Annotated in this window: 23 protein-coding genes and 2 pseudogenes; 20 read left to right on the forward strand and 5 right to left on the reverse strand. The window is 65.2% G+C overall.

From position 1 onward, the window contains the following. Window positions 1-136: 136 nt before the first annotated feature. From A5784_RS09985 to A5784_RS10020, 10 genes are all read left to right on the forward strand, one after another. Entirely contained in the window at window positions 137-370 is a 234-nt protein-coding gene (locus A5784_RS09985; RefSeq protein ID WP_064944753.1) for a hypothetical protein, read from the forward strand. Continuing rightward, the gene (locus tag A5784_RS09990) at window positions 367-612 is read left to right on the forward strand and encodes a hypothetical protein (RefSeq protein WP_064944754.1); all 246 of its coding nucleotides are present in this window, start codon (window positions 367-369) and stop codon (window positions 610-612) included. Before A5784_RS09985 ends, A5784_RS09990 begins: the two co-directional genes overlap by 4 nt. Window positions 613-730: 118 nt before the next feature. Next, window positions 731-1,072: a hypothetical protein gene (locus tag A5784_RS09995; protein ID WP_082944741.1), complete on the forward strand. Its 342-nt coding sequence runs from the start codon at window positions 731-733 to the stop codon at window positions 1,070-1,072. A gap of 47 nt (window positions 1,073-1,119) precedes the next feature. Further along, window positions 1,120-1,473 (forward strand): hypothetical protein, encoded by a 354-nt coding sequence (locus A5784_RS10000; RefSeq protein ID WP_156750475.1) that lies wholly within the window; start codon window positions 1,120-1,122, stop codon window positions 1,471-1,473. Beyond that, window positions 1,470-2,006 carry a hypothetical protein gene (locus A5784_RS10005; protein ID WP_064944756.1) on the forward strand — a complete coding sequence of 179 codons (537 nt, stop codon included), beginning with the start codon at window positions 1,470-1,472 and terminating at the stop codon, window positions 2,004-2,006. Before A5784_RS10000 ends, A5784_RS10005 begins: the two co-directional genes overlap by 4 nt. A 161-nt stretch (window positions 2,007-2,167) precedes the next feature. Then, window positions 2,168-2,998, forward strand: a complete 831-nt coding sequence (locus A5784_RS10010; protein WP_064944757.1) for a phage major capsid protein — start codon at window positions 2,168-2,170, stop codon at window positions 2,996-2,998. Between the two features lie 96 nt (window positions 2,999-3,094). Continuing rightward, complete coding sequence (locus A5784_RS38210) at window positions 3,095-3,256, forward strand: DUF7302 family protein (RefSeq protein WP_156750476.1); 162 nt, start codon at window positions 3,095-3,097, stop codon at window positions 3,254-3,256. Further along, the gene (locus A5784_RS10015; protein ID WP_064944758.1) at window positions 3,253-3,696 is read left to right on the forward strand and encodes a hypothetical protein; all 444 of its coding nucleotides are present in this window, start codon (window positions 3,253-3,255) and stop codon (window positions 3,694-3,696) included. Before A5784_RS38210 ends, A5784_RS10015 begins: the two co-directional genes overlap by 4 nt. A gap of 148 nt (window positions 3,697-3,844) precedes the next feature. Beyond that, window positions 3,845-4,078 (forward strand): ribosome modulation factor, encoded by a 234-nt coding sequence (locus A5784_RS37450; RefSeq protein ID WP_082944742.1) that lies wholly within the window; start codon window positions 3,845-3,847, stop codon window positions 4,076-4,078. Between the two features lie 13 nt (window positions 4,079-4,091). Then, window positions 4,092-4,880 carry a TIR domain-containing protein gene (locus tag A5784_RS10020; protein WP_156750477.1) on the forward strand — a complete coding sequence of 263 codons (789 nt, stop codon included), beginning with the start codon at window positions 4,092-4,094 and terminating at the stop codon, window positions 4,878-4,880. Between the two features lie 54 nt (window positions 4,881-4,934). Here the strand turns inward: A5784_RS10020 and A5784_RS10025 are convergent, their stop codons facing one another. Together A5784_RS10025 and A5784_RS10035 are read right to left on the reverse strand one after the other, a co-directional pair. Further along, window positions 4,935-5,279, reverse strand: a complete 345-nt coding sequence (locus tag A5784_RS10025; RefSeq protein WP_064944760.1) for a hypothetical protein — start codon at window positions 5,277-5,279, stop codon at window positions 4,935-4,937. An 856-nt stretch (window positions 5,280-6,135) separates the two neighbouring features. Continuing rightward, complete coding sequence (locus A5784_RS10035; RefSeq protein ID WP_064944762.1) at window positions 6,136-6,807, reverse strand: TetR/AcrR family transcriptional regulator; 672 nt, start codon at window positions 6,805-6,807, stop codon at window positions 6,136-6,138. Between the two features lie 114 nt (window positions 6,808-6,921). On the opposite strand from A5784_RS10035, the gene A5784_RS10040 reads away from it, so the two are divergent. The 5 genes and pseudogenes from A5784_RS10040 to A5784_RS39795 all read left to right on the forward strand — a co-directional run bounded on the left by A5784_RS10040 (window position 6,922) and on the right by A5784_RS39795 (window position 11,430). After that, window positions 6,922-7,902 carry an enoyl-CoA hydratase/isomerase family protein gene (locus tag A5784_RS10040; RefSeq protein WP_064944763.1) on the forward strand — a complete coding sequence of 327 codons (981 nt, stop codon included), beginning with the start codon at window positions 6,922-6,924 and terminating at the stop codon, window positions 7,900-7,902. Then, window positions 7,902-8,810, forward strand: coding sequence for an alpha/beta hydrolase (locus tag A5784_RS10045; RefSeq protein ID WP_064944764.1), 909 nt, complete (start codon window positions 7,902-7,904; stop codon window positions 8,808-8,810). Before A5784_RS10040 ends, A5784_RS10045 begins: the two co-directional genes overlap by 1 nt. After that, window positions 8,807-10,294 carry a class I adenylate-forming enzyme family protein gene (locus A5784_RS10050; RefSeq protein ID WP_064944765.1) on the forward strand — a complete coding sequence of 496 codons (1,488 nt, stop codon included), beginning with the start codon at window positions 8,807-8,809 and terminating at the stop codon, window positions 10,292-10,294. Before A5784_RS10045 ends, A5784_RS10050 begins: the two co-directional genes overlap by 4 nt. A gap of 78 nt (window positions 10,295-10,372) precedes the next feature. Further along, window positions 10,373-10,570 (forward strand): annotated as a pseudogene (locus tag A5784_RS39790) (alcohol dehydrogenase catalytic domain-containing protein); the annotation flags it as partial. Window positions 10,571-10,731: 161 nt separating this feature from the next. Beyond that, window positions 10,732-11,430 carry an SDR family oxidoreductase gene (locus A5784_RS39795; RefSeq protein ID WP_353651906.1) on the forward strand — a complete coding sequence of 233 codons (699 nt, stop codon included), beginning with the start codon at window positions 10,732-10,734 and terminating at the stop codon, window positions 11,428-11,430. Window positions 11,431-11,474: 44 nt separating this feature from the next. Here A5784_RS39795 and A5784_RS10060 read toward each other — a convergent pair whose 3' ends face one another. Together A5784_RS10060 and A5784_RS10065 are read right to left on the reverse strand one after the other, a co-directional pair. Next, window positions 11,475-12,341, reverse strand: a complete 867-nt coding sequence (locus tag A5784_RS10060) for an alpha/beta fold hydrolase (protein ID WP_064944767.1) — start codon at window positions 12,339-12,341, stop codon at window positions 11,475-11,477. A gap of 23 nt (window positions 12,342-12,364) precedes the next feature. Continuing rightward, complete coding sequence (locus A5784_RS10065; protein WP_064944768.1) at window positions 12,365-13,198, reverse strand: alpha/beta fold hydrolase; 834 nt, start codon at window positions 13,196-13,198, stop codon at window positions 12,365-12,367. A gap of 195 nt (window positions 13,199-13,393) precedes the next feature. On the opposite strand from A5784_RS10065, the gene A5784_RS10070 reads away from it, so the two are divergent. The 4 genes and pseudogenes from A5784_RS10070 to A5784_RS10085 all read left to right on the forward strand — a co-directional run bounded on the left by A5784_RS10070 (window position 13,394) and on the right by A5784_RS10085 (window position 17,406). Further along, window positions 13,394-13,969 carry a TetR/AcrR family transcriptional regulator gene (locus A5784_RS10070; protein ID WP_064944769.1) on the forward strand — a complete coding sequence of 192 codons (576 nt, stop codon included), beginning with the start codon at window positions 13,394-13,396 and terminating at the stop codon, window positions 13,967-13,969. A 54-nt stretch (window positions 13,970-14,023) separates the two neighbouring features. After that, window positions 14,024-15,025 (forward strand): NADP-dependent oxidoreductase, encoded by a 1,002-nt coding sequence (locus A5784_RS10075; protein WP_064944770.1) that lies wholly within the window; start codon window positions 14,024-14,026, stop codon window positions 15,023-15,025. A 71-nt stretch (window positions 15,026-15,096) separates the two neighbouring features. Next, a pseudogene (locus A5784_RS10080) lies at window positions 15,097-16,320 on the forward strand (excinuclease ABC subunit UvrA); the annotation flags it as partial. Between the two features lie 399 nt (window positions 16,321-16,719). Beyond that, entirely contained in the window at window positions 16,720-17,406 is a 687-nt protein-coding gene (locus A5784_RS10085; protein ID WP_064944771.1) for a TetR/AcrR family transcriptional regulator, read from the forward strand. 25 nt (window positions 17,407-17,431) lie between these two features. On the opposite strand, the gene A5784_RS10090 is transcribed toward A5784_RS10085, so the two are convergent. Beyond that, window positions 17,432-18,010, reverse strand: a complete 579-nt coding sequence (locus A5784_RS10090; RefSeq protein ID WP_064944772.1) for a TetR/AcrR family transcriptional regulator — start codon at window positions 18,008-18,010, stop codon at window positions 17,432-17,434. 121 nt (window positions 18,011-18,131) lie between these two features. On the opposite strand from A5784_RS10090, the gene A5784_RS10095 reads away from it, so the two are divergent. Then, window positions 18,132-19,376, forward strand: coding sequence for an NADH:flavin oxidoreductase/NADH oxidase family protein (locus A5784_RS10095; RefSeq protein ID WP_064944773.1), 1,245 nt, complete (start codon window positions 18,132-18,134; stop codon window positions 19,374-19,376). Window positions 19,377-19,378 lie beyond the last annotated feature (2 nt).

The following is a 19,378-nucleotide window of genomic DNA, read 5'->3' on the forward strand; positions in this document are numbered from 1 at the left end:
CAGCAGCGCGACCTGAACCGCCACCGTGGATCAAAGGCACCTACGGGTGGCGCTGCCGGCGTCACGCACACCTCGAACACCCGCCCCCGGACTGCGCCCCGTGTCGCGACGCCGCGACCGCAGCTGAGGAGTCGGCATGACCCGCCGCGACGTCGAGAAGGCCGGCGCCGACCGGCGAGCTGCGATCCGCCGATGCCGATATTGCGATCCGAGCGGGTGGCGGCTCGGCCCCGACGGGTTGACCGCCGACATCGCCATCCGCTGCTCCCACGCGCCGAGCCCACCACCGGCGCCGGTGCGGGACACCCCGGCCGACCTCTTCAGCGAGCCACAACACCCGACCACCGACACCAAGGAGACCGACAGATGACCGTCCGCGGCGTGCTGGTCTGCCACCGCGCCACCGCGTCCGGGCCACACAACGCGGAGGTCACCTACTGGGCTGACATCGCCGAAGCGAGGCAGGCCCAGCAGGAGTTGACACCCTGCGGCCCGCGGTGCATCGGCATCCACACCACCATCTCGGTCGACGTCACCCCGCCGCCGGCCCCGAACTCCGGACGGTTCCCGAGAAGGCCACCGCCGACATCGACCAGCACCCAGGGGCAGTGACCCGGCCCCGCCCCCAGCGCCGCACCTCAAGGCATCGGCGGCTTGCTCTCCCCGAAAAGTTTTCTTTTTTGCAGGAAGGACGGACATGACTGAGCGGAGGCGGCCGGCGCTGCGGGCTGTGAAGGACGACGAGCCGGCCAAGCCGGCGAAGAAGGCGCCGGCAAGGAAGGTGCCGGCCAAGCGGGCACCGCGGAAGGTGACGCCGGTGTCGGTGTCGGCTGCTGCGCGATCTGGTGATCGCCGAGCACTGCTTGCGGCGTTGCAAGCGCGGATCGGCAAGGCGCTTGATGATCCCGCAACGGCGGGCCCGGCGCTGGCTGCGTTGATCAAGCAGGCGCGCGAGATCGCGGAGGCCATTGAGGTGATCGACCGGCCGCCCCCTGAGAAGGACACGTCGGGGGACTGGCTGGCGGCGATCGCTGTGATGCCGCCCGAGCCGTGGGACGAGTCGATGATCTGAGCGTCATCGTATGAACGAATTATCAACGGAGAGAAGGAGATCTGAAATTGAGTAACCAAGATGACTTGCGGGCTGCAGCCCGGGCCCTGTTCGCCGACGTCGGCGAGCGACCTGCGGGTCCGCGGTATGAAATCACGCTGGCTGATGTCGAGGACTACTCGCAGCGTTGGGTGGCGAATCGGGAGGCCGGCCGGTTCACTACGACCGACGCTGACATCGTGACGGACGCTGATGGCCGGCCGCTCATGGTGAGCAGGTCGGTCCAGACGTTCGTGTTCAACAGCTTTTTGATCGACAGGCGCCACACTGACCGGCTGGGCATCACGGCGGCTATTGAGGCCGGCCAGTATCCCGGCGTCGAACTTTTCGATCCGTACAACACGAAGGAGACCAACCGATGAGCACCGAGACCACCGACACCACGACGACCACCGAGACGGCCGGAATCGAGCCCAGCGCCACGGAGACAGCCGAAACGGCCGTCGCTGACACCGTGACGCCGGAAACCGTCCTCGAGGACGGCTCAGACGTCGACGAGGACCAGGACGACGACGCCGGCGACGGTAAGGGTGGCCGGGAAGCCGCCAAGTACCGGCGCCGGCTGAGGGAGGCTGAGGCCGAGCGGGATCAGCTCGCAGAGCGGGTTACGGCGCTTCAGCGGGCCGAGGTCGAGCGGCTCGCGACGGCCGACGGTCTCAAGCCAGCGGCGTTGTGGTCCAGTACCGAGCTGGCCGGCCTGCTCGACGACGAGGGTGTCGTCGACGCCGCGAAGGTCGCAGCGGCGATCAGCGGAGCCAGGGACACGCTCGGAATCTTGAAGCCGACCCACAACCGGCGCGAGGGTCTCACCGTCGGTCGTCCCGTCGCCAAACCGACTGGCCGTGAGGCGATGGTCGGCGTCGTCATGGGCCGCGGTGTCGCCGACGACGTCTAGACTCGGGTGCTGCGGCCGGGGTCACGCCCGGGAAGGTCACCCCGGCCGCAAGCGCGCCCCAGGAGGGCAACCGCGAAAGCCTTGTAGGCCAGCGGAATTCACCACTCGTAAGCAGCTGTCCGGAAACCGGACACCTGCCGCCCTCCTGAGAGGTTTCACCAATGGCAACCAAGACCACTTCCACATCGCCCAAGGCATGGTCACCTGACGTCAACGCGTTCGTGCCCGGCGACGTCGTGCCCGACGCGCTGATCTTGCAGACCGCGACCGTGGTCGGGCAGATCGAAGGCGACGAACCGGCCGTGCGTGTGCCGTACGTCGCCGATGACGGCGTGAGTGGTTTCGTCGCTGAAGGTGCCGAGATCGGCGACGCGGACCAGGATCTCGACGAGGTCGTCGTGCTCACCGGCAAGGTCGCCACTCTCGGCAAGTACTCCTACGAGCAGTTGCAGCAGCCAGAGGCCGCGAAGATGGTCGTCGACTCGCTGTCGCGCAGCGTCGTCACGAAGGCCAACGCGGCGTATCTAGGCAATCCGGTCGCCGGCCCGGGCCCGGTCGGTCTGCTCAACGCGGGCATCACCGAGATCGTGACACCGATCGAGGCGAACCTCGACCGGATCACCGACGCAGTCGCGATGATCGAGTCTGACAACGGCACGGCCACACATATCGTGGCGAACCCCTTGACGTGGGCGTCGCTGTCGAAGCTCAAGCGCGCCGCCGACTCCAACGAGAGCCTGGTCGGCGCCGGCACTGAGACGGCCGAACGGCGCCTGCTCTCCCTGCCGGTGCTGGTCACCCCGTCCATGCCGGACGCGAGTCTGCTGGTCGTCGACAAGTCCGCGGTGATCGGGGCGCAGTCGCAGATCCGCCTGGCGCGCAGCGAGCACGCGTACTTCAGCTCGGATTCGATCGGTGTGCGGGTGACATGGCGGCTGGGCTGGAAGGTCATGCACCCGCTGCGCGTCGTGAAGCTCCACATCGGCGCCTGAGAACCTGCCTCCCGGGTGAGCGCGGCGCGTCCTTGCGCGCCTTCGTTCCCGCTAGCGGCTCCCCGGGAGGCACCCCACCCGGAAAGGTACGAACCGATGAAGCTCACGAACACACTGACCGGTGTCCTGGTCGACGTGCCCGACAAGCTCGGCGAGCAGCTGATCGCGGCCGGCACCTACGCGAAGGCCGACGGACCCGCGCGCCCGAAGCCGTCGAGCACCAGGGCCAAGACCTCGCGCACGAAGACCGCCGAATGACCGAGCCGAACGAGGATCCGGGGCCCCTGATCGCGCCGTCGGATCTGAAGAACTTCGCCAAGATCGACCCGGCGAAAGCCGCCGACATGTGCGAAGACGCGCTCGGCATGGCCGAACTCGTCGCACCGTGCATCACGAAACCGGAGTTCCCGCACCGCAGGCCGGCAAAGGCCATTCTGCGGGGCGCGATTCTCCGCTGGCATGAGGCCGGCGCCGGCGCGGCGGTCACGAAGACGGCCGGTATCTACGGGCAGACCGTTGATACCAGGCAACCACGCAAAGGGATGTTCTTCCCGTCGGAGATCGACCAGCTACGCAAGCTCTGCCAATCAGACGACGACGAAGGCGGCGCCTACAGCTTCTCGCTGCTGCAGACCGTGCCGCAGATGTCTACGCAGCAGGCGTTCGAACGCGACGTCGACATCGACGGCCCCTGGTGATTCAGTGCGCCGGCGACGTTGAGAGGTTCACGGCGAACCTCTCAACGTCGGCCGATGGGGTGATTCGAAATCCACCCATCGTCGCCGTGGTCCTGGTCGTCGGCGTGGGATCCGCAGCTGCCGGCCCCCGCGCCTGCATGATGGCCGGGTGACGACACGGCAGGAAGCGACGCGAGCGCTCTACGAAGGCTCACTCGCCGAGCCCGGCGATCGGAACCCGTACCGCGGACAGCTGGCGCTGGCGCAATGCTGGATGGCCGGCTATCGGCGGATGCTGCGGGTCCGGATCAACAGCGGGCCGGCGATGCAGCGATACCTTGCCGCGCGCAACGGTCCGGAACGGCTAACCCGACGCTGTGCTCCGATTCGTCCGCCGCTATGACAAGCTGACCTCTGTGCCTCCCAGCAAGTCTCGCAAGGTCGAGCTCATCGAAAAGCAGATCGCCGCGGCCAAGGACGGCGATCCAGACGACTTCAGCGAGTGGAGAACCACGACTGAGGCAGTGTTGCGCCACACCGTCGGCGAGGGAAGCACGGCTCTTGCTGAGTTCCGCGAAAACAGGTACTCGCTGAGCGTGTACTCAACGGGCACACCGCAGAGCGCGTTCGACGAAGCTAGGCGTCGAGGAATCAAACGGGGAATCGGATACCTTCGCGCTGCGATCGCCGAAGTGGAGATGCAGGACGAGGATGCACCGGAGACACCGTTCGAGGTGGCCGTGAGCGAGCCGGGCGACAAGACCGCGATATTCATCGTCCACGGCCGTAACAGTGAGCGGAAGGAGACTGTCGCGCGCTTCGTTCGCAACCTCACGGGCATCGAGCCAATCATCCTTCACGAACAGGTCAGCGGCGGATCGACCATCCTCGAGAAACTCGAAAAGTATGCTGCAACAGCAGGTTTTGCGATCGTGTTGGCGACTGGCGACGATCTCGGACGCGCAGCCACCGACACGGCCGACCGGCCGCGAGCGCGGCAAAACGTCGTCTTCGAGATGGGTTACTTCTTCGCGCTGCTCGGCCGCGATCGAGTGGTGATGCTCTATGACGCCGACGTCGAGACACCATCGGACCTCGACGGCCTTGTCTACGTCGAGGTCGACGCCCGCGGCGCTTGGAAGATCGACCTCACGCGCGAAATAGAAGCCGCCGGGCTCAAGGTTGACCGGACCGCGTTGAGGTAACCCTCGATCAGCGGGGCCCATGCCGGCGGGAGCGGTAGCGTGCGCCGGGCCCGCTCACATCACGTCCAGCACGGTCGCGGCGACGTCGAGCGCCTGGGCGACGCCGGCGGGGTCGACGCAACCAGGGCCGCGGCCGGCGCGCACCACGGCGGCGCGACGGCGCAGCGATCCGACCGGATCCGCTGAAGTGCACGCATCGAACGACACCGCGCCGGCGACGAGTCGAGCGTCCGCCCACGCGAGGCTGGCGAGCGCGCCTTCGGCGTGCAGGGCACCGGCAAGGTCTTGCAGCACGGCACGGAACGCGGTGCTGCCGGTGGCGGCTTCCGCGGCATGAACGATGAGATCGAGCGCGGCGGTCTCAGGGTCGGCCGGCAGGGTGTCAATGGTGGTTGTCATGCGCCGAAGCTAACTCAAGCGATCGCGAATTATCAAGGGCTGCAAGGAAACTCGAACATATGTCGTAACCAGCGCAAATGCCGGAATCGGGCATATGTCGGGAACTGCGCAAATGCCGGCGGTAGACAGCGCGCAAGTGCCTCACCCGACCGCGGCACTGGCGCGACGAAGCCGGCGAACCATGGACGGTCGCCGGCCAAGCGTGGACACCCTTTGGACACAAACTGCGCGAAAACGGGAGTATCTGCGGTGAGTTGCAGTGATGTGTTTCAGCAGGTAGACCGGGCGATAACGTCCTGACCAGGGCCGTCTGCGGGGGTTCAAGTCCCCCCTCGGACACAGTGTGATGAGTCGGGTCATGGGTTACACATGAGTCGAGTCATTGGTTACAGATCACCCCGGCCTTTGGCCGGGGTTTTTTGTTGGTTGGGCCAGTAATTGCGGTCGGGGTTGATGTGGTGGCCGGCGATGAGGTGGTAGCCGGTTTTGCTGATGACTGACACGGTGTTGGTGGTGACCAGGATCAGTACGGGGGTGCCGGCGTGGCGGCGTCCGATGCCGAGGTGGTGTAGGCGGCTGCCGTGGCGCAGGGTGAGTTTGCCGAATTGATCGACGGTGTCGTGGCGGATGCGGAAGTGCTCGAGGGCACCGGTGGGGGTGGCTTTGGGTCGGGCGGTGTAGGCCTGGGCATAGTCCCCTGGTCACCGACTGCCGGCGCTGGCATGCGACAACCGCCGACACCGTTCGCCCGCGGCACCGCGCAAATAGCCCAACCTGATCGCTCAGGATGGATCCACCGCGGCCGGCAGAGAATGCCCGCGCAGTTCACGGACGTACCGGCATGAATGCCGACGGATCAACCGAGCATCTTTGCGGCCCGTTCGTGTGAAAGCGCAGCGCGTTCGCGTGAATCACCCAGTCCGACAGACAAATTGATACCCAGAGGTATCAGCACTTCCCGCACCGCATCGTCGTTGGCGGCGAAGGTGTCGGCCAGTTCGAGGGTGATGAAGCCATGGACAAGACTCCACAGTTGGGCCGCCACGATCGTGGGATCCTGGTGCCTGACCCGGCCGGATCTGACAAGCCGTTGGCACGCTTTCAAGATATGTGCGTACGCGCTGCCGAAGGCCGGAGTCGCTGCCCCGGGCCGATTTTCGCACGTCAACGGCCGGTAGGTCGCGCGGGTTGAAAGCCCGAACATCAAGTCGTACAAGTGTGGACTGTCGTGGGCGACGCGTCGGCATGTCAATGCCATGGCAGCGAGGTCGGCAACGGGATCGTTGGTGACGGGAACACCGGCGAACGCCGCATCGAGGGTGTTGAATCCGTGTCCGATGACGGCGCGAGTCAGTTCGGGGACACCTCCGAAGTGGCTGTAAACGGCCATGGTCGATAGGCCGGCCTCTGCAGCTACGGCGCGGACCTTGATTGCCGACGGGCCGTAAACAGCCAGTAGTCGTGCGGTGGCCACAATCAGGCGCCCCCTTGCGCCACCATCCCTTGGCACATCGTCCGCGCTCGCCATGGTGGCGCCCCCTTTTCGCTGCTAGCGATCCATTTTTTCGGACCCTTGTCATCAATATAACTTCGTTATAGTATTCCATAACTTCGTTATAGACGTCAGCTCAGGAGGTCCTCGATGGCACATCATCAGCAACAAGGCGAACTCGTGATCGAGGACCGCGGCACCGTTTGGGTTGTGCGCGTCGACGGCGGACCGCACAGCTTGTTCGGCGTTCAGATCGCCGATCAACTCGAGGCGGTGGTCAACCGAGTCGACCGCGACCCCGGGGTCCACGCGGTGGTCTTCACCGGTGCACGCCCGGGCCGGTTCGTCAGTCACGCTGATGTGCGCTGGCTTCAAGCCGAGGGCGCCGCGGTTCCGGAACTGAGCCGGCGTGCCGCTTCGGCGGCTCTACGCCTAGCCCGGGGCGTCGAAAACGCCAAAGTTCCCGATGCGGTTCTCAACAAGACGCCACTGGGGGGTGTCGCCCAACTTGACCGCTTGCACGCGACGTTCCTCGGGATGAACCGCAGTGGTGTGATCTTCGTTGCGGCGCTCAATGGTTCGGCGTTGGGGTTGGGTGCGGAGTTCGCGTGGGCGTGCGACCTTCGTGTGATGGCTGACGGTGACTTCTTCATCGGACAGCCCGAAGTCCTGCTCGGCATCATGCCCGGCGGTGGCGGCAGCCAACGCCTGCCCCGCCTCATCGGCACCCACCGGGCACTGGTCGCAATCTTGGAAGGCAAACCGTTCACGCCCGCGCAGGCACTGGCCAATGGTGCGGTTGACGACGTTGTAGCGCCCGAGAATGTCGTCACCCGCGCCACCGAACTCGCCGAATACTTCGGTCAGCGAACCAAGGGCTCGGTGCAGGGCATCAAGAGGTCGGTCTACTTCGGCGGCTCGATGTCGCTGTCGGAGGGCCTGCATATCGAGCGCACCGAGTTCCTCGGCACCGATCAGTCCCCAATCGGCCAGCAGTTGATGCTGCAGTACCTGGCCGATACCGAGTCCACCGGCGAGCTGCCGCTCTACAACCCCGAGGTCTACGCCGAAGCTCTGGAGACGGGACGGGTTCCGCACGTCGGCACCGCCGCCACGGCGGTGAGCAAGTGATGGCCACCGCACAGTCATTCACCCGGCACGACGTCTCGTTCGGCTCCGGTGTAGATACCTGCGCCGCATGGCTTTACCTGCCGACAGGGGTGACGTCGCCGCCGGTGGTGATCCTCGGGCACGGCCTCGGCGCAACCCGCGAGATGCGCCTGGACGCTTTCGCCGAGCCGTTCGCGGGGGCCGGCATTGCCGCATTGGCCTTCACCTATCGGCATTTCGGCGATAGCACTGGCGAACCCCGTCAGCTGCTGTCGATCCGCCGTCAGTTGGCTGACTGGGATGCTGCCATCGCCTATATGAAGAGTCGGCACGATGTCGACGGCACACGCATCGCGGTGTGGGGCAGCTCGTTCGGTGGAGGACATTCGATCACCGTCGCCTCACGCCATCCCGAACTGAAAGCGGCTGTGGCGCAATGCCCCTTTACCGACGGGCTTGCTTCCGCACTTGCACTCGGTCCGGTGGCCACCCTGAAGGTACTGCCCTACGTGGCCAGAGACTATATCGCGATGATCCGCCGCGGGGCGCCGGCCACGATTCCCCTGGCTGGAGCCCCCGGAACGTTGGCGTTGATGAACGCCCCCGACGCCTTGCCCGGATACCAAGCCCTGCTGCCCGCGGACACGACGTTCCGCAACGAGGTTGCCGCTCGGGTGGCGCCGACCATCATGGCGTACCGCCCCGGCCGCGCGGCCAAGAAGATCAAGTACCCAATTCTGTTCTGTATCAGCGATACCGACACCGTGACCCCACCCGAACAAACCGAGCGATATGCACTCACGGCACCGCTGGGCGAGATCAAGCACTACGACGCAGGCCATTTCGAGTTCTACCTCGGTGACGCATTCGAGAAGCTGGTATCAGACCAGACCGAGTTCCTCACCCGCCACCTCCAGGGGCGCTCATGAACCTCAGCTCGCTGCCGGACCGTCGCGCCGCGAACGACCCGAACGGGCGGGCCGTCTCTGACGGACGCGACAACGTGACCAATGCGAAGCTGCTGGACCGTGTCCGAGGCGCGGCAGACCAGCTGCGCGACGTGGGAATCGGCGTCGGTGACGTCGTCGCGGTCAAACTACCCAACCGCATCGAATTCGTCATCGCGCTGTTCGCGTCCTGGCGACTGGGCGCGGCAGTCACCCCGATCAACCCCAGTCTCACCGGCATCGAAGTCAACCGGCAACTCGATGACTCCGGCGCCCGCGTCCTGCTGACCGACCAGAACCCCACCACCAACGTCGGCGTGGTCAATCTGCTGGTCGGTGATCTACCTACCCGGCCCCGGAGCGAAAGCGCACCACCACACGAGGATTCGTCAGCCTTGGCGCTGTTGATCTACACCAGCGGCACCACCGGCAGACCCAAAGGGGTGATGCTCGACCACGCCAATCTGGATGCGATGACCGACATGGGGCTGCAGGCACTGCAGATCGGTCCGTCCGATCGCAGCCTGCTGATTCTTCCGCTGTTTCACGTCAACGGCATCGTGGTCAGCGTGCTCACCCCACTGCTGGCGGGAGCCAGCGTCGTCATCGCCGACCGATTCCACCCCGCCACCTTTTTCGACATCGTCGAACGCGAGCGCCCCACCTTCTTCAGCGCGGTACCAACCATCTACACGCTGCTCGCCGCCCAACCAGATGACGTGCGTCCGGACACCTCGTCGGTGCGGTTCGCGATCTGCGGCGCCGCACCGGCCTCGGCGGACCTGCTGAACCGCTTCGAAAGCCGCTTCGGGTTTCCTCTGGTCGAGGGCTACGGACTGTCAGAAGGAACGTGCGCCTCGACCATCAACCCCATCGCAGGCGAACGCCGGGCCGGCACCGTCGGCAAACCTTTTCCCGGACAACAGATCCGGATCATCGACCAGACCGGCGCGGACGTACCGCCGGGTACCGACGGCGAGGTTCTGATCGCAGGTCCCAATGTGATGCGCGGGTACCTCGGCTGCCCGGCTGACACCGCACGCACCGTCGTCGGCGGCTGGCTGCACACCGGCGACATCGGGCATCTGGACGCCGACGGCTATCTGACCCTGGCCGGGCGATCGAAAGACATGATCATCCGCGGCGGGGAGAACATCTACCCCACCGAGATCGAGGATGTCCTGGTCAGCAACCCCACGGTGCTGGAGGCCGCCGTGATCGGGGCGCCCGACGAGAAATGGGGCGAGATCGTGGTGGCGTACGTGCAGCCACGGCCGGCCGCCACGATTGATCCCACTGCGCTGCAAGACCTGTGCGCAACCAAACTCGCACGCTACAAGCGTCCCGCCGCGATCATCGTGGTCGACGAGATCCCCAAAAACCCGGTCGGTAAGACCGACAAGAAATCGCTGCGCGCCTCCCACCCGACGCCGGCACCCACGAGGAGCCTGGAGGAGGCACTATGAAGGCGCTCGCGCTCAACCGTTACAGCAAAACAGTGGGCGTCGCCGAAGTAGACATCCCAGTACCGCAACTGGGCGACGATGACGGCCTGGTTCAGGTGCGTGCCGCGAGCGAACCCCCTCGATCTAAAGATCGGCAAAGGCGAACTCAAAGCTCTACTGCCGTACAAGCTTCCGCTCGTCCTGGGCAACGACGTGGCCGGCGTGGTCGCGCAGACGGGGCCCGGAGTTCACCGGCACAAGCCCGGTGACCAGGTGTACGCGAAACTGAGCCAAGACCGCATCGGTACGTTCGCCGAATACATCGCCGTCAGCGAGGCCGATGTTGCGCTCAAACCCGAACGGCTCCTCATGGAGGAAGCCGCCGCGATACCGTTGGTCCCTCCGACTGCTCCGCCCGGGCGACCGCCGGCGCGTACCCCGCGAGCTAGGCCGCGGCCCTGCGTTACACCAAGAGCCTGGCGACCATGCTCGTCCCGGCGGTACGGGTCAATGCCGTATGCCCCGGCGCCGTGTGGACCGGCATACAGCAGCGCATCTCCGATGAGGTGCACCGCTACTCTGCCGCCGAGCGGGGTGACGACGAGACCTCGTTCATCTCCCGCTATGAGGCGGCCACCCCGATGAAACGTCCGCAGACACCCGCCGATGTCGCCAAGGCCGTGGCTTTCCTGACCCGGGTGTGCTCACCGACCCGGACGCAGTCGCCCGCGGTCTCAACCTGTTTCGCGATCTGCAGGCGCACGGCGCGACCATCATGTATGGCCACGACATCGACTTCTGGTCCACCATCCGGCAGGCGCCAAATTGGGTACATCGTGCGAGACATCGAGGCGTCGATGGGCCAATGGGTCCAACACGGCGTCGGCCCCTGGTTTTACATCCCGAAAGTCCAAACCGACTACTTCCGTTACTATCGGCGGCGAGCGCGGCCGATTCGCCTACTTCGACACCGAATTCGACCAAGGCACCGTGATCGAGATCAGCGACGTCAGCGGACCCAAAGGCCACATGTTCGACCATATCCGCGCTGTCGCCGCCACCTGAAACGGCACCGATCCAATCCGGACATTCTCATGAACAGCCTCTACCGCCTGACGGCTGCGCAACTTCCTGGGGTCTCCTTCACGCCACATTGAAACGGAACGTCGTCCACGCCGCGCGCCCGACAGCGGGCCGCTCGTCACTGATCAAGGAATGCGATTGCCGCCGAGGAGAACTCGCTGTGGTACTGGAAGATGCCGCCATGGCCGGAGTTGGGATAGATGATCAGTTGGGATCCAGGGATACGACGGTGCAGGTCCTCGGAGAGGATCGAAGGGACCATGCGGTCGTTGTCGCCGTTGGCGATCAGTGTTGGAATTCCGATGCGGGAGAGGTCCGCGGGTGTTGAGCGCCCCCAGCGTTTGATGGCTTTGAGCTGGGTTTGAAAGGCCTTGGTGCTGATTTTTGCGTCCCTGCCCTCGGTACGTTGCTCCAGCCGCTTGATGAACGCGCGGGCAGCAGCCTTGCCCGTGTCATCACGGTTGAAGAACAAGAACTCCTTGGGATCGCTGCGGGTGAGGGTGGCCCGCAAAATATCGTAATATGTTGTGCCCGCTACTTTGTCGATGTCCTTGCCGCCCGCGGGCCCGGTTCCGGTGAGCATCAACTTCCGGACGAGTTCGGGATGTTTGAGCACCAGGGCCTGAGCGACCATACCGCCGAGGGAAAAGGACAAGACGTCGATGGTGTCCAAGCCCAGGGCGGTGATGAAGGTATAGGCGTCATCGGCCATGGCCTCGACGGTGCCGGGAACGGTACCGGTAGAGGCGCCGACCCCACGGTTGTCGAAGGCGATGACGCGGTGCTGCGCTGCGATCGGGTCGACGAGCGCGGGGTCCCAGTTGTCCAAGGTCGCGGCGAGGTGGACGAACAGGACCACGGGAATACCTTGTCGGGGACCGAGTTCGCGGTAGGCGTAGGTGACACCGGCTGCCGTGACGGTGCGGGTCGGGGCGTGCTGGTAGGACGTGACCGGGCGGTCGTCGCTGTTGCGTTCGGGGGCCATGGGGATCTTCTCCTGGTGGTGGGTTAGTCGGCGAGGAATTGCAACGCGTCGCGGACGAAGGTTTGGTGGTGCTGAAAGATGCCGCCGTGCCCGGAATTCGGATATATCTTGAGTTGCGCATTGGGCAGTCGACGGGCCATGTCGGCCGAGTGGCTGCTGGCGACCATGAGGTCGTCGTCTCCGTTGGCGACCAGTACCGGCTGGGTAACGACCGAGAGATCGTCGGGTTGTGAGCGACCGGCGTGCCGGATGGCGTTGATCTGAGCGAGGGCGGCCTGGAGCGAGATCCGCTTGTCGCGGTTGTCGGTCCGCTCCTTGAGGCGGTTCAGGTAGTCCGTCGCCGCCCGTTTTCCCTCGGGATCGCGAGGGAAGAACAGGAAGTTGCGGGGGTCGCTGAGGGTCAGCAGGGCTTTGAGGTAGGCCAGGCCGACGATTGAACCCATTTTGTCGATGCCGCCGCCGCCGCGGGGTCCGGATCCGGCGACGATGGCGCGCCGGACCAATTCGGGGGCCTGCAGGACGACCATCTGCGCGACACCGCCGCCGAGGGAGAACCCGAGGAGGTCGACCTTCTGCAGGCCCAGTGCCCGGATGAACGCGATGGCATCGGTGCCCATCTGTTCGACGGTCGCGGGCACCGATCCGCCGGTGGCTCCGACACCGCGGTTGTCGAAGGTGATGACGCGGTGGTGTGCGGCGACGCCGTCGATGACACGCGGATCCCAGTCGTCGAGGACCGCGGTCAGGTGGTGCAGGAACACCACGGGCACCTCGGAGGGTTTGCCGAGTTCGCGGTAGGTGAAGGAGGTGCCGTTGACGTCGATCGTGCGATTTGGTGCGTCTTTCCAGGTGGTCATCGGGGGCCTTTCTTGGGTAGAGCCTGGGGCGGTGCCCATCTGTCCGCACGCCAGGGTCAACGGGTCGGTCGGTGACGTCACGGCAGGTGGACCTTCTAACTTGCGTCGTATATTACGATCATAATATTATGACCATAAGACAAAGTGGTAGTCTTGGCAAGGACGGGATTTCGAAGGTGATCGGGAAGGTCAGCAATGCCGAGATACGACGCGCAGCACAAAGCCGAAACCCGGCGCCGAATCATCGACACCGCCAGCGCACGCTTCAAGCAGGACGGCATCGACGCATCGGGCATTGCGACACTGATGGCGGACGCAGGCCTGACCAACGGGGCTTTCTACGCGCACTTCCCCTCGAAAAGTGACCTGGTGGCCAACGTCATGGCCGATCAATTGCGTGCCCAGCACGAGGTTCTGAGCGGACTACCGTCTGGACGCGCTGCAATCGACGCGTACGTGCGTGAGTACCTCTCCCCCTATCATCGCGACCACCCCGAATCGGGCTGCCCCAACGCCGCCCTGCTCGACGAGGTCAGCCGCTGCGACGACGCTGTGCGCCAGTCCTACACCGATGGCGTGCAAGCCGTTGTCAACACGATCGCCGCGCTGCTGTCCCCGCATGATCCCACCGCGGCACGCACCACTGCGCTGGGACTGTTCACCCTCCTGGTCGCCACCCTGCAACTCGCCCGCGCCGTCTCCGACCCCGCACTGTCCGATGAGGTCTTGGCCTCGGGGATCAGCAATGCCAACAAATTGCTCGAAACGTAACGCGCACAACTCCGCCCAGTTTCCGCCCAGCACCCACCAAGAAGGAACGACTCCATGAAGGCATTCGTCGTCGCGCGATACGGCAAGAACGAGGTCCGCGCCGCCGTCGTACCCGAACCGACCGTCGGCGAACGCGACGTGCTCGTCAAGGTGAGTGCGGCCGGCGTCAACCCACTGGACATCATGGTGCGCAACGGTGAGTTCAAGCAGCTGCTGAAATACAAGGCCCCCTTCGTTCTCGGCCACGATGTTTCCGGTGTGATCACCCGGGTCGGCCCCGGCGTCCGCGGGTTCGCCGTCGGAGACGAGGTGTATGCGCGGCCACGTGACCTTCGGATCGGGGCCTTCGCCGAGCACATCGCCATCGACCAGGATGACGTGGCGCTCAAGCCGGCGTCCCTGTCGCTACACGAGGCAGCCGCGGTGCCGTTGGTGGCGCTGGCAGCCTGGCAGATCCTGGTCGAGAAGGCCAAGATCCAACCCGGTCAGAAAGTCCTGATCCACGCAGGCGCGGGTGGTCTGGGCTCGACACTGATCCAGCTCGCCAGACACCTCGGTGCGCACGTTGCCACCACCGCCAGCAGCGCTCGAGCCGGCCTCGTGCGAGAACTCGGCGCCGACGAAGTCATCGACTACACCAGCCAGGACTTCTCTCAGATCCTGTCGGGTTATGACCTGGTCGTGGACTCCGTGGGCGGTGAGAACCTGACAAAGTCGCTGGGCGTGCTCGCACCCGGCGGTCTGGCGATCAGCGTCACCGGCCCACCCGACGCCGGATTCGCCCAGCAACTCGGCGCACCCAAACCATTCGAATTCGTGCTCTCGTTCCTGAGCCGAAAGGTCCGCAAGACCGCCAAGAAAATCGGTGTGCGCTATTCGTTTTTCTTCATGCACGCCAGCGGAGCGCAGCTACGCGAACTAGCCGCCCTCTACGATGCCGGGCACCTGCGCCCCGTCATCGACACGACCTTCACCTTCGACCAGACCCTGCAAGCCCTGGCGTACGTGGAGGACGGAAAAGCCAAGGCGGGCAAGGTCATCGTCACCCTCGACTGACCGACTCATCCCACCACCACACCCATGGGTGGTGTTCAAGCTGCGGTACTCCGAGACAAAAGGGGCGCGCCGTGTCCCATACCAGGAGCGGTTTCGACGAGGGGTCGGCCGCGCCCACCACGATTGAGGTCCGCGGTGCGCGGGTGCACAACCTCACCGATATCGACGTCGACGTGCCGTTGCACCAAATGGTGGCCATCGCAGGGGTTTCCGGCTCGGGAGAGTCGTCGTTGACGATGGGCGTTCTCTACGCGGAGGGGTCACGTCGCTACATCGAAGCGCTGTCGACCTACACCCGCCGCAGGATGTCGCACGCCACCAAGGCCACCGTCGACAGCGTCCGGCACGTCCCTGCCGCGCTCGCGTTGCGGCAGCGACCGGGTGTCCCCGGTGCCTGTCGCACGTTTGGCACGTCGACCGAACTGCTCAACGTCCTGCGCCTGGCCTTCTCCCGCCTCGCCGAACACGTCTGCCCGAACGGGCACCGTCAAGAACCGACAATCGACGTCGCCGCCGGACTGGACCTCACCTGCCCGGTCTGCAGGGTCACGTTCACCCCGCCAGGTGCAGAGGCGCTCGCCTTCAACTCCGACGGGGCATGCCTGACATGCGGCGGTCTAGGAGTCGTGCGGGAAGTCGACGACGCTCTGCTGGTTCCCGACCCCTCACTCACCATCGCCGACGGCGCAGTGGCTCCCTGGAAGATGATGGGCCTGACCGTCATGCCCCAGATGGTGGGCGAACTCGGTGTACGCACCGACATTCCCTACCGCGATCTCACCGACGACGAACGCGACGTCGTCCTGAACGGTCCCGCGGACAAGCACCGCATCACCGTGCCATCGAAGAACGGCAAGCTATTCGAAGTCAACTTCACCTACCGCAATACCCGCCTCGCCGTGCAGGAAGCACTCGACAAAGCCGCCAGCGAAGGCGGCCTCAATCGGGTCAACAAGTTCATCCACACCGGTCCGTGCCCAACGTGCCGGGGCGCGAGACTCAGCGAGCGTGCCCTGGCCCCTCGCGTCGCCGGGATCAACCTGGCCGAGGCGACGGCTAAAGTGCTCGACGACGTGATCGCCTGGAGTTCAACGATTGTCGACACCCTGCCACGCAACATGCGCTCGATGGCGACCGCCATCGTCACCCAGCTCCTCGAGATGGCGGAGCGGTTGGTCGAACTCGGTCTTGGCTATCTCGGCCTGGATCGACCCAGCTCCACCCTGTCCACAGGTGAACGGCAACGGGTCGCGCTCGCCCGTGCCGTGCGCAACCAGACCACCGGAGTGCTCTACCGGAGGTGATCATTCGAGCAGGGCGGGACCGATGGTGCCGTTACAGGGACACATGTGATGGCCGCCCACCCGAGGAGACTCAACTGCTCACCAACCACAATCGGCGTCGCATAAGCGCGCTACGGTCGAGACTGTGAGTATACCGATCGATTTACTAGTGGGGGTGTCATGAACCACGACCGCTCGTCACGCCGGGAAGCCGGGTTGCCCAAACATTCAGCCAATGCCAGGGCAGAGCCGTCACCTCGGCGAGGCGTTCATTCCTAGAACCTCGTTATAGACTGGCGTCGCCGGGACTCGCATACGTGGCCCGGCCACACGCGAACAGTCGCGTCGTGGTGTGCATCGCAGGCAGCCTCCTTGCAAGGGGCGGCCCGGCAAAGGAGGTAGACGGTGCCGATGACCAAGCCGAACCGGACCGCGACGCCGCGGCTGGATCGCGAACAGGCTGTCGCGAAACTGGTTTCGGCAACCATCTCCTTGCTCTCCGACAAAGGGCCGGGCGAAATCAAGGCTCGGTCGGTGGCCGAGGCCGCGGGGTTATCCACGATCGCCGTCTATCACCATTTGGGCGGTCTACCCGAGCTTCTGGAGGCGGTGGCCGAGCAAGGATTCAAGGAGTTGGGCGACGCGTTCCGTGCGGCGCCGGCCAGTGCCGATCCCGTCACCGCGCTGTTCGCGATGGCCCTGGCATCCCGACGATTCGCCCAGGCCAATCCTCACCTCTACGACCTGATGTTCGGCCTGTCCACGCGTGGCAGCTATCGGCCGCCCGACCAGCCCACGATGTCCGGCGGCCGGGCGGACAACTTTCAGTTGGCCTACGCGCACATGGTCCAGGGGTGCCGTCGCCTTGTGGACAGCGAGCGCGTGCGCGCCGACGAGAATCCAGAGTTGATCGCACCGCAATTGTGGAGTGCCGTCCATGGATTCGTCGGGCTCGAACTTGGTGGCCACCTTGCCCATGTCGCTGATCCGGTCCGCGACGTACTGCAACCGATGATGGTCAATGTTGTTGTGGGGTTGGGCGATCAGCGTCAGTCCGCCATCGCATCCCATGACGCCGCCATCGAAGCGATGCGCTGACCACCGCCGACGTCGGCCTCAGCTTTCAGCGGCTGCGCCGTGCGCTGCGCGGTGCAGGGCGGTGCGCGGCGACGAGTTCGTCCAGGTGGTGTGCGACCTGCTCCAGCGCGGTCGTCGACCGTGCGGCGCGCGACAGCACAACTGCGCCCTCGATCGCGGCGACGATCGTGGTCGACAGTGATTGCGCGACATCGGGTTTGATGCCGTCCAAGGACAGCCGCGCGGCGATCAGCTGTGTCCACTGGTCAAATACCGCAGCGGCAGCGTCGGCGGCCTCAGACGCTTCGTCGCGACCGCTCGCCGCGGCGACGATGGGACAGCCCCCCTCGAAATTCGACTCGACGAGATACTCGGCCCAGATCTTGCTGAAGGCCCCGACCGGGTTGGGCTCCAAAAGGTGGTCGCGCAGCAGCGCCCCCAGCTCGTCGCCCGCCGAACGTGTTGCGGCAGCGACGAGTTCCGCCTTCCCGCCCGGGAAATTGACGTAAATCGAACGGCGTGTGACGCCGCTGGTCTCGACGATCCCGGCGATACCAGTACCCGCGACACCGTGGCGCTCCATCAACTCGGCTGTCGCGGCAATCAAACGTTCGCGTACCTGCATGCCTTGAAATATACCATTCGGTCTACTACTGTCATAGGCCAGTAAACCGATCGTTATACCTCGTCCCGGCCCGCGTCGCCGGCCACCGGCCCGATCCCGACCTCATCCGAGAGGACCACCCATGACCTCACTGCACGACCAGCTCAACCTTCCATGCGGCCTGGTGCTACCGAACCGCATCATGAAGGCCGCGTTGAGTGAAGCACTCGGCGATAAACGCAACGCCCCCGACGAGCGCCTGGAGCGCCTCTACACCGCGTGGAGCCTGGGCGGATACGGGTTGGTGGTCACCGGCAACGTCATGATCGATCGCACCCAGCTCGGAGAACCGGGCAACATCGTCATCGAGAACGAGGACCACCTGGACGCCTTGTCGCGCTGGGCAAAGACAACGAAGGACGCCGGCGTCCCGATATTCGCCCAACTCAATCACCCTGGCCGCCAATCCAATCCGCTGGCCTTGGGCCATGTTCCCGTCGCCCCCAGTGCGGTTCCGCTTAATTTTCCCGGCGCCGTCACGCCTCGCGAGCTGACCGGCGGGGAGATCGAGTCCATCATCAACCGCTTCGCGACGGCCGCGGCGGTATGCGAAACAGCAGGTTTCGACGGTGTCGAGATTCACGGCGCACACGGCTATCTCGTCGCGCAGTTCCTCTCGCCGTTGTCGAATCAGCGCTCCGACGACTGGGGCGGTGACGCGCAGCGGCGGATGCGGTTCCTGATCGAGGTGATCCGCGCCATCCGCGCCCGAGTCTCACCCAGTTTCGCCGTCGCCCTCAAACTCAACTCGGCCGACTTCCAGCGTGGCGGGTTCAGCGAAGACGAATCCCGCGGAGTTCTGGCGGCGGTGGCCTCCGAAGGCCTCGACCTCATCGAGGTCAGCGGCGGCAGCTACGAGCAGCCGGCGATGATGGGCACTGCCGCCGCGAGCACCCGGGCCCGGGAAGCCTACTTCCTGGAGTACGCCCGCACCGTGCGCGACCTGATTGGCGACATCCCGCTGGCGGTCACCGGCGGATTCCGTTCCCGCACCGCGATGCAGGACGCCGTGTCCAACGGTGAATGCGACGTCATCGGCCTCGGTCGCCCCACCGCAACCACGACCGACGCCGCCGGAGCGATCCTGACCGGACGCACTGAAACCCTGACCGCCCACAACATTCGGTCCGGGATGCCCCCGGTGGTTGGCAAAGTCGTCGACATCAAGTCGCTCGATGGACTTCTTGACCTCAATTGGCACACCGATCAACTGCACCGCCTCGGCGCTGGCCTGCAACCCGACATTACCCGCGGCCGTATCGCCACCACCGTGGCGATGGTGCGCCGCAACGGACGCGCCACCTTCGGCCGCAAGCGCGGAGCCTGAAC

This window comes from Mycobacterium sp. 852013-50091_SCH5140682 (genome assembly GCF_001665685.1).
Lineage (GTDB): Bacteria > Actinomycetota > Actinomycetes > Mycobacteriales > Mycobacteriaceae > Mycobacterium.

Bases quoted from the DNA above. Each gene is read 5' to 3' on its own strand.
- A5784_RS10025 (WP_064944760.1), bottom strand. From the start codon at position 5,279: ATGACAACCACCATTGACACCCTGCCGGCCGACCCTGAGACCGCCGCG.
- A5784_RS10085 (WP_064944771.1), top strand. From the start codon at position 16,720: ATGACCAAGCCGAACCGGACCGCGACGCCGCGGCTGGATCGCGAACAG.
- A5784_RS10010 (WP_064944757.1), top strand. From the start codon at position 2,168: ATGGCAACCAAGACCACTTCCACATCGCCCAAGGCATGGTCACCTGAC.
- A5784_RS10045 (WP_064944764.1), top strand. From the start codon at position 7,902: ATGGCCACCGCACAGTCATTCACCCGGCACGACGTCTCGTTCGGCTCC.
- A5784_RS10065 (WP_064944768.1), bottom strand. From the start codon at position 13,198: ATGACCACCTGGAAAGACGCACCAAATCGCACGATCGACGTCAACGGC.
- A5784_RS10075 (WP_064944770.1), top strand. From the start codon at position 14,024: ATGAAGGCATTCGTCGTCGCGCGATACGGCAAGAACGAGGTCCGCGCC.
- A5784_RS38210 (WP_156750476.1), top strand. From the start codon at position 3,095: ATGAAGCTCACGAACACACTGACCGGTGTCCTGGTCGACGTGCCCGAC.
- A5784_RS10015 (WP_064944758.1), top strand. From the start codon at position 3,253: ATGACCGAGCCGAACGAGGATCCGGGGCCCCTGATCGCGCCGTCGGAT.
- A5784_RS10050 (WP_064944765.1), top strand. From the start codon at position 8,807: ATGAACCTCAGCTCGCTGCCGGACCGTCGCGCCGCGAACGACCCGAAC.
- A5784_RS10040 (WP_064944763.1), top strand. From the start codon at position 6,922: ATGGCACATCATCAGCAACAAGGCGAACTCGTGATCGAGGACCGCGGC.
- A5784_RS09985 (WP_064944753.1), top strand. From the start codon at position 137: ATGACCCGCCGCGACGTCGAGAAGGCCGGCGCCGACCGGCGAGCTGCG.
- A5784_RS10005 (WP_064944756.1), top strand. From the start codon at position 1,470: ATGAGCACCGAGACCACCGACACCACGACGACCACCGAGACGGCCGGA.
- A5784_RS10095 (WP_064944773.1), top strand. From the start codon at position 18,132: ATGACCTCACTGCACGACCAGCTCAACCTTCCATGCGGCCTGGTGCTA.
- A5784_RS10060 (WP_064944767.1), bottom strand. From the start codon at position 12,341: ATGGCCCCCGAACGCAACAGCGACGACCGCCCGGTCACGTCCTACCAG.
- A5784_RS10090 (WP_064944772.1), bottom strand. From the start codon at position 18,010: ATGCAGGTACGCGAACGTTTGATTGCCGCGACAGCCGAGTTGATGGAG.
- A5784_RS10035 (WP_064944762.1), bottom strand. From the start codon at position 6,807: ATGGCGAGCGCGGACGATGTGCCAAGGGATGGTGGCGCAAGGGGGCGC.
- A5784_RS10070 (WP_064944769.1), top strand. From the start codon at position 13,394: ATGCCGAGATACGACGCGCAGCACAAAGCCGAAACCCGGCGCCGAATC.
- A5784_RS09990 (WP_064944754.1), top strand. From the start codon at position 367: ATGACCGTCCGCGGCGTGCTGGTCTGCCACCGCGCCACCGCGTCCGGG.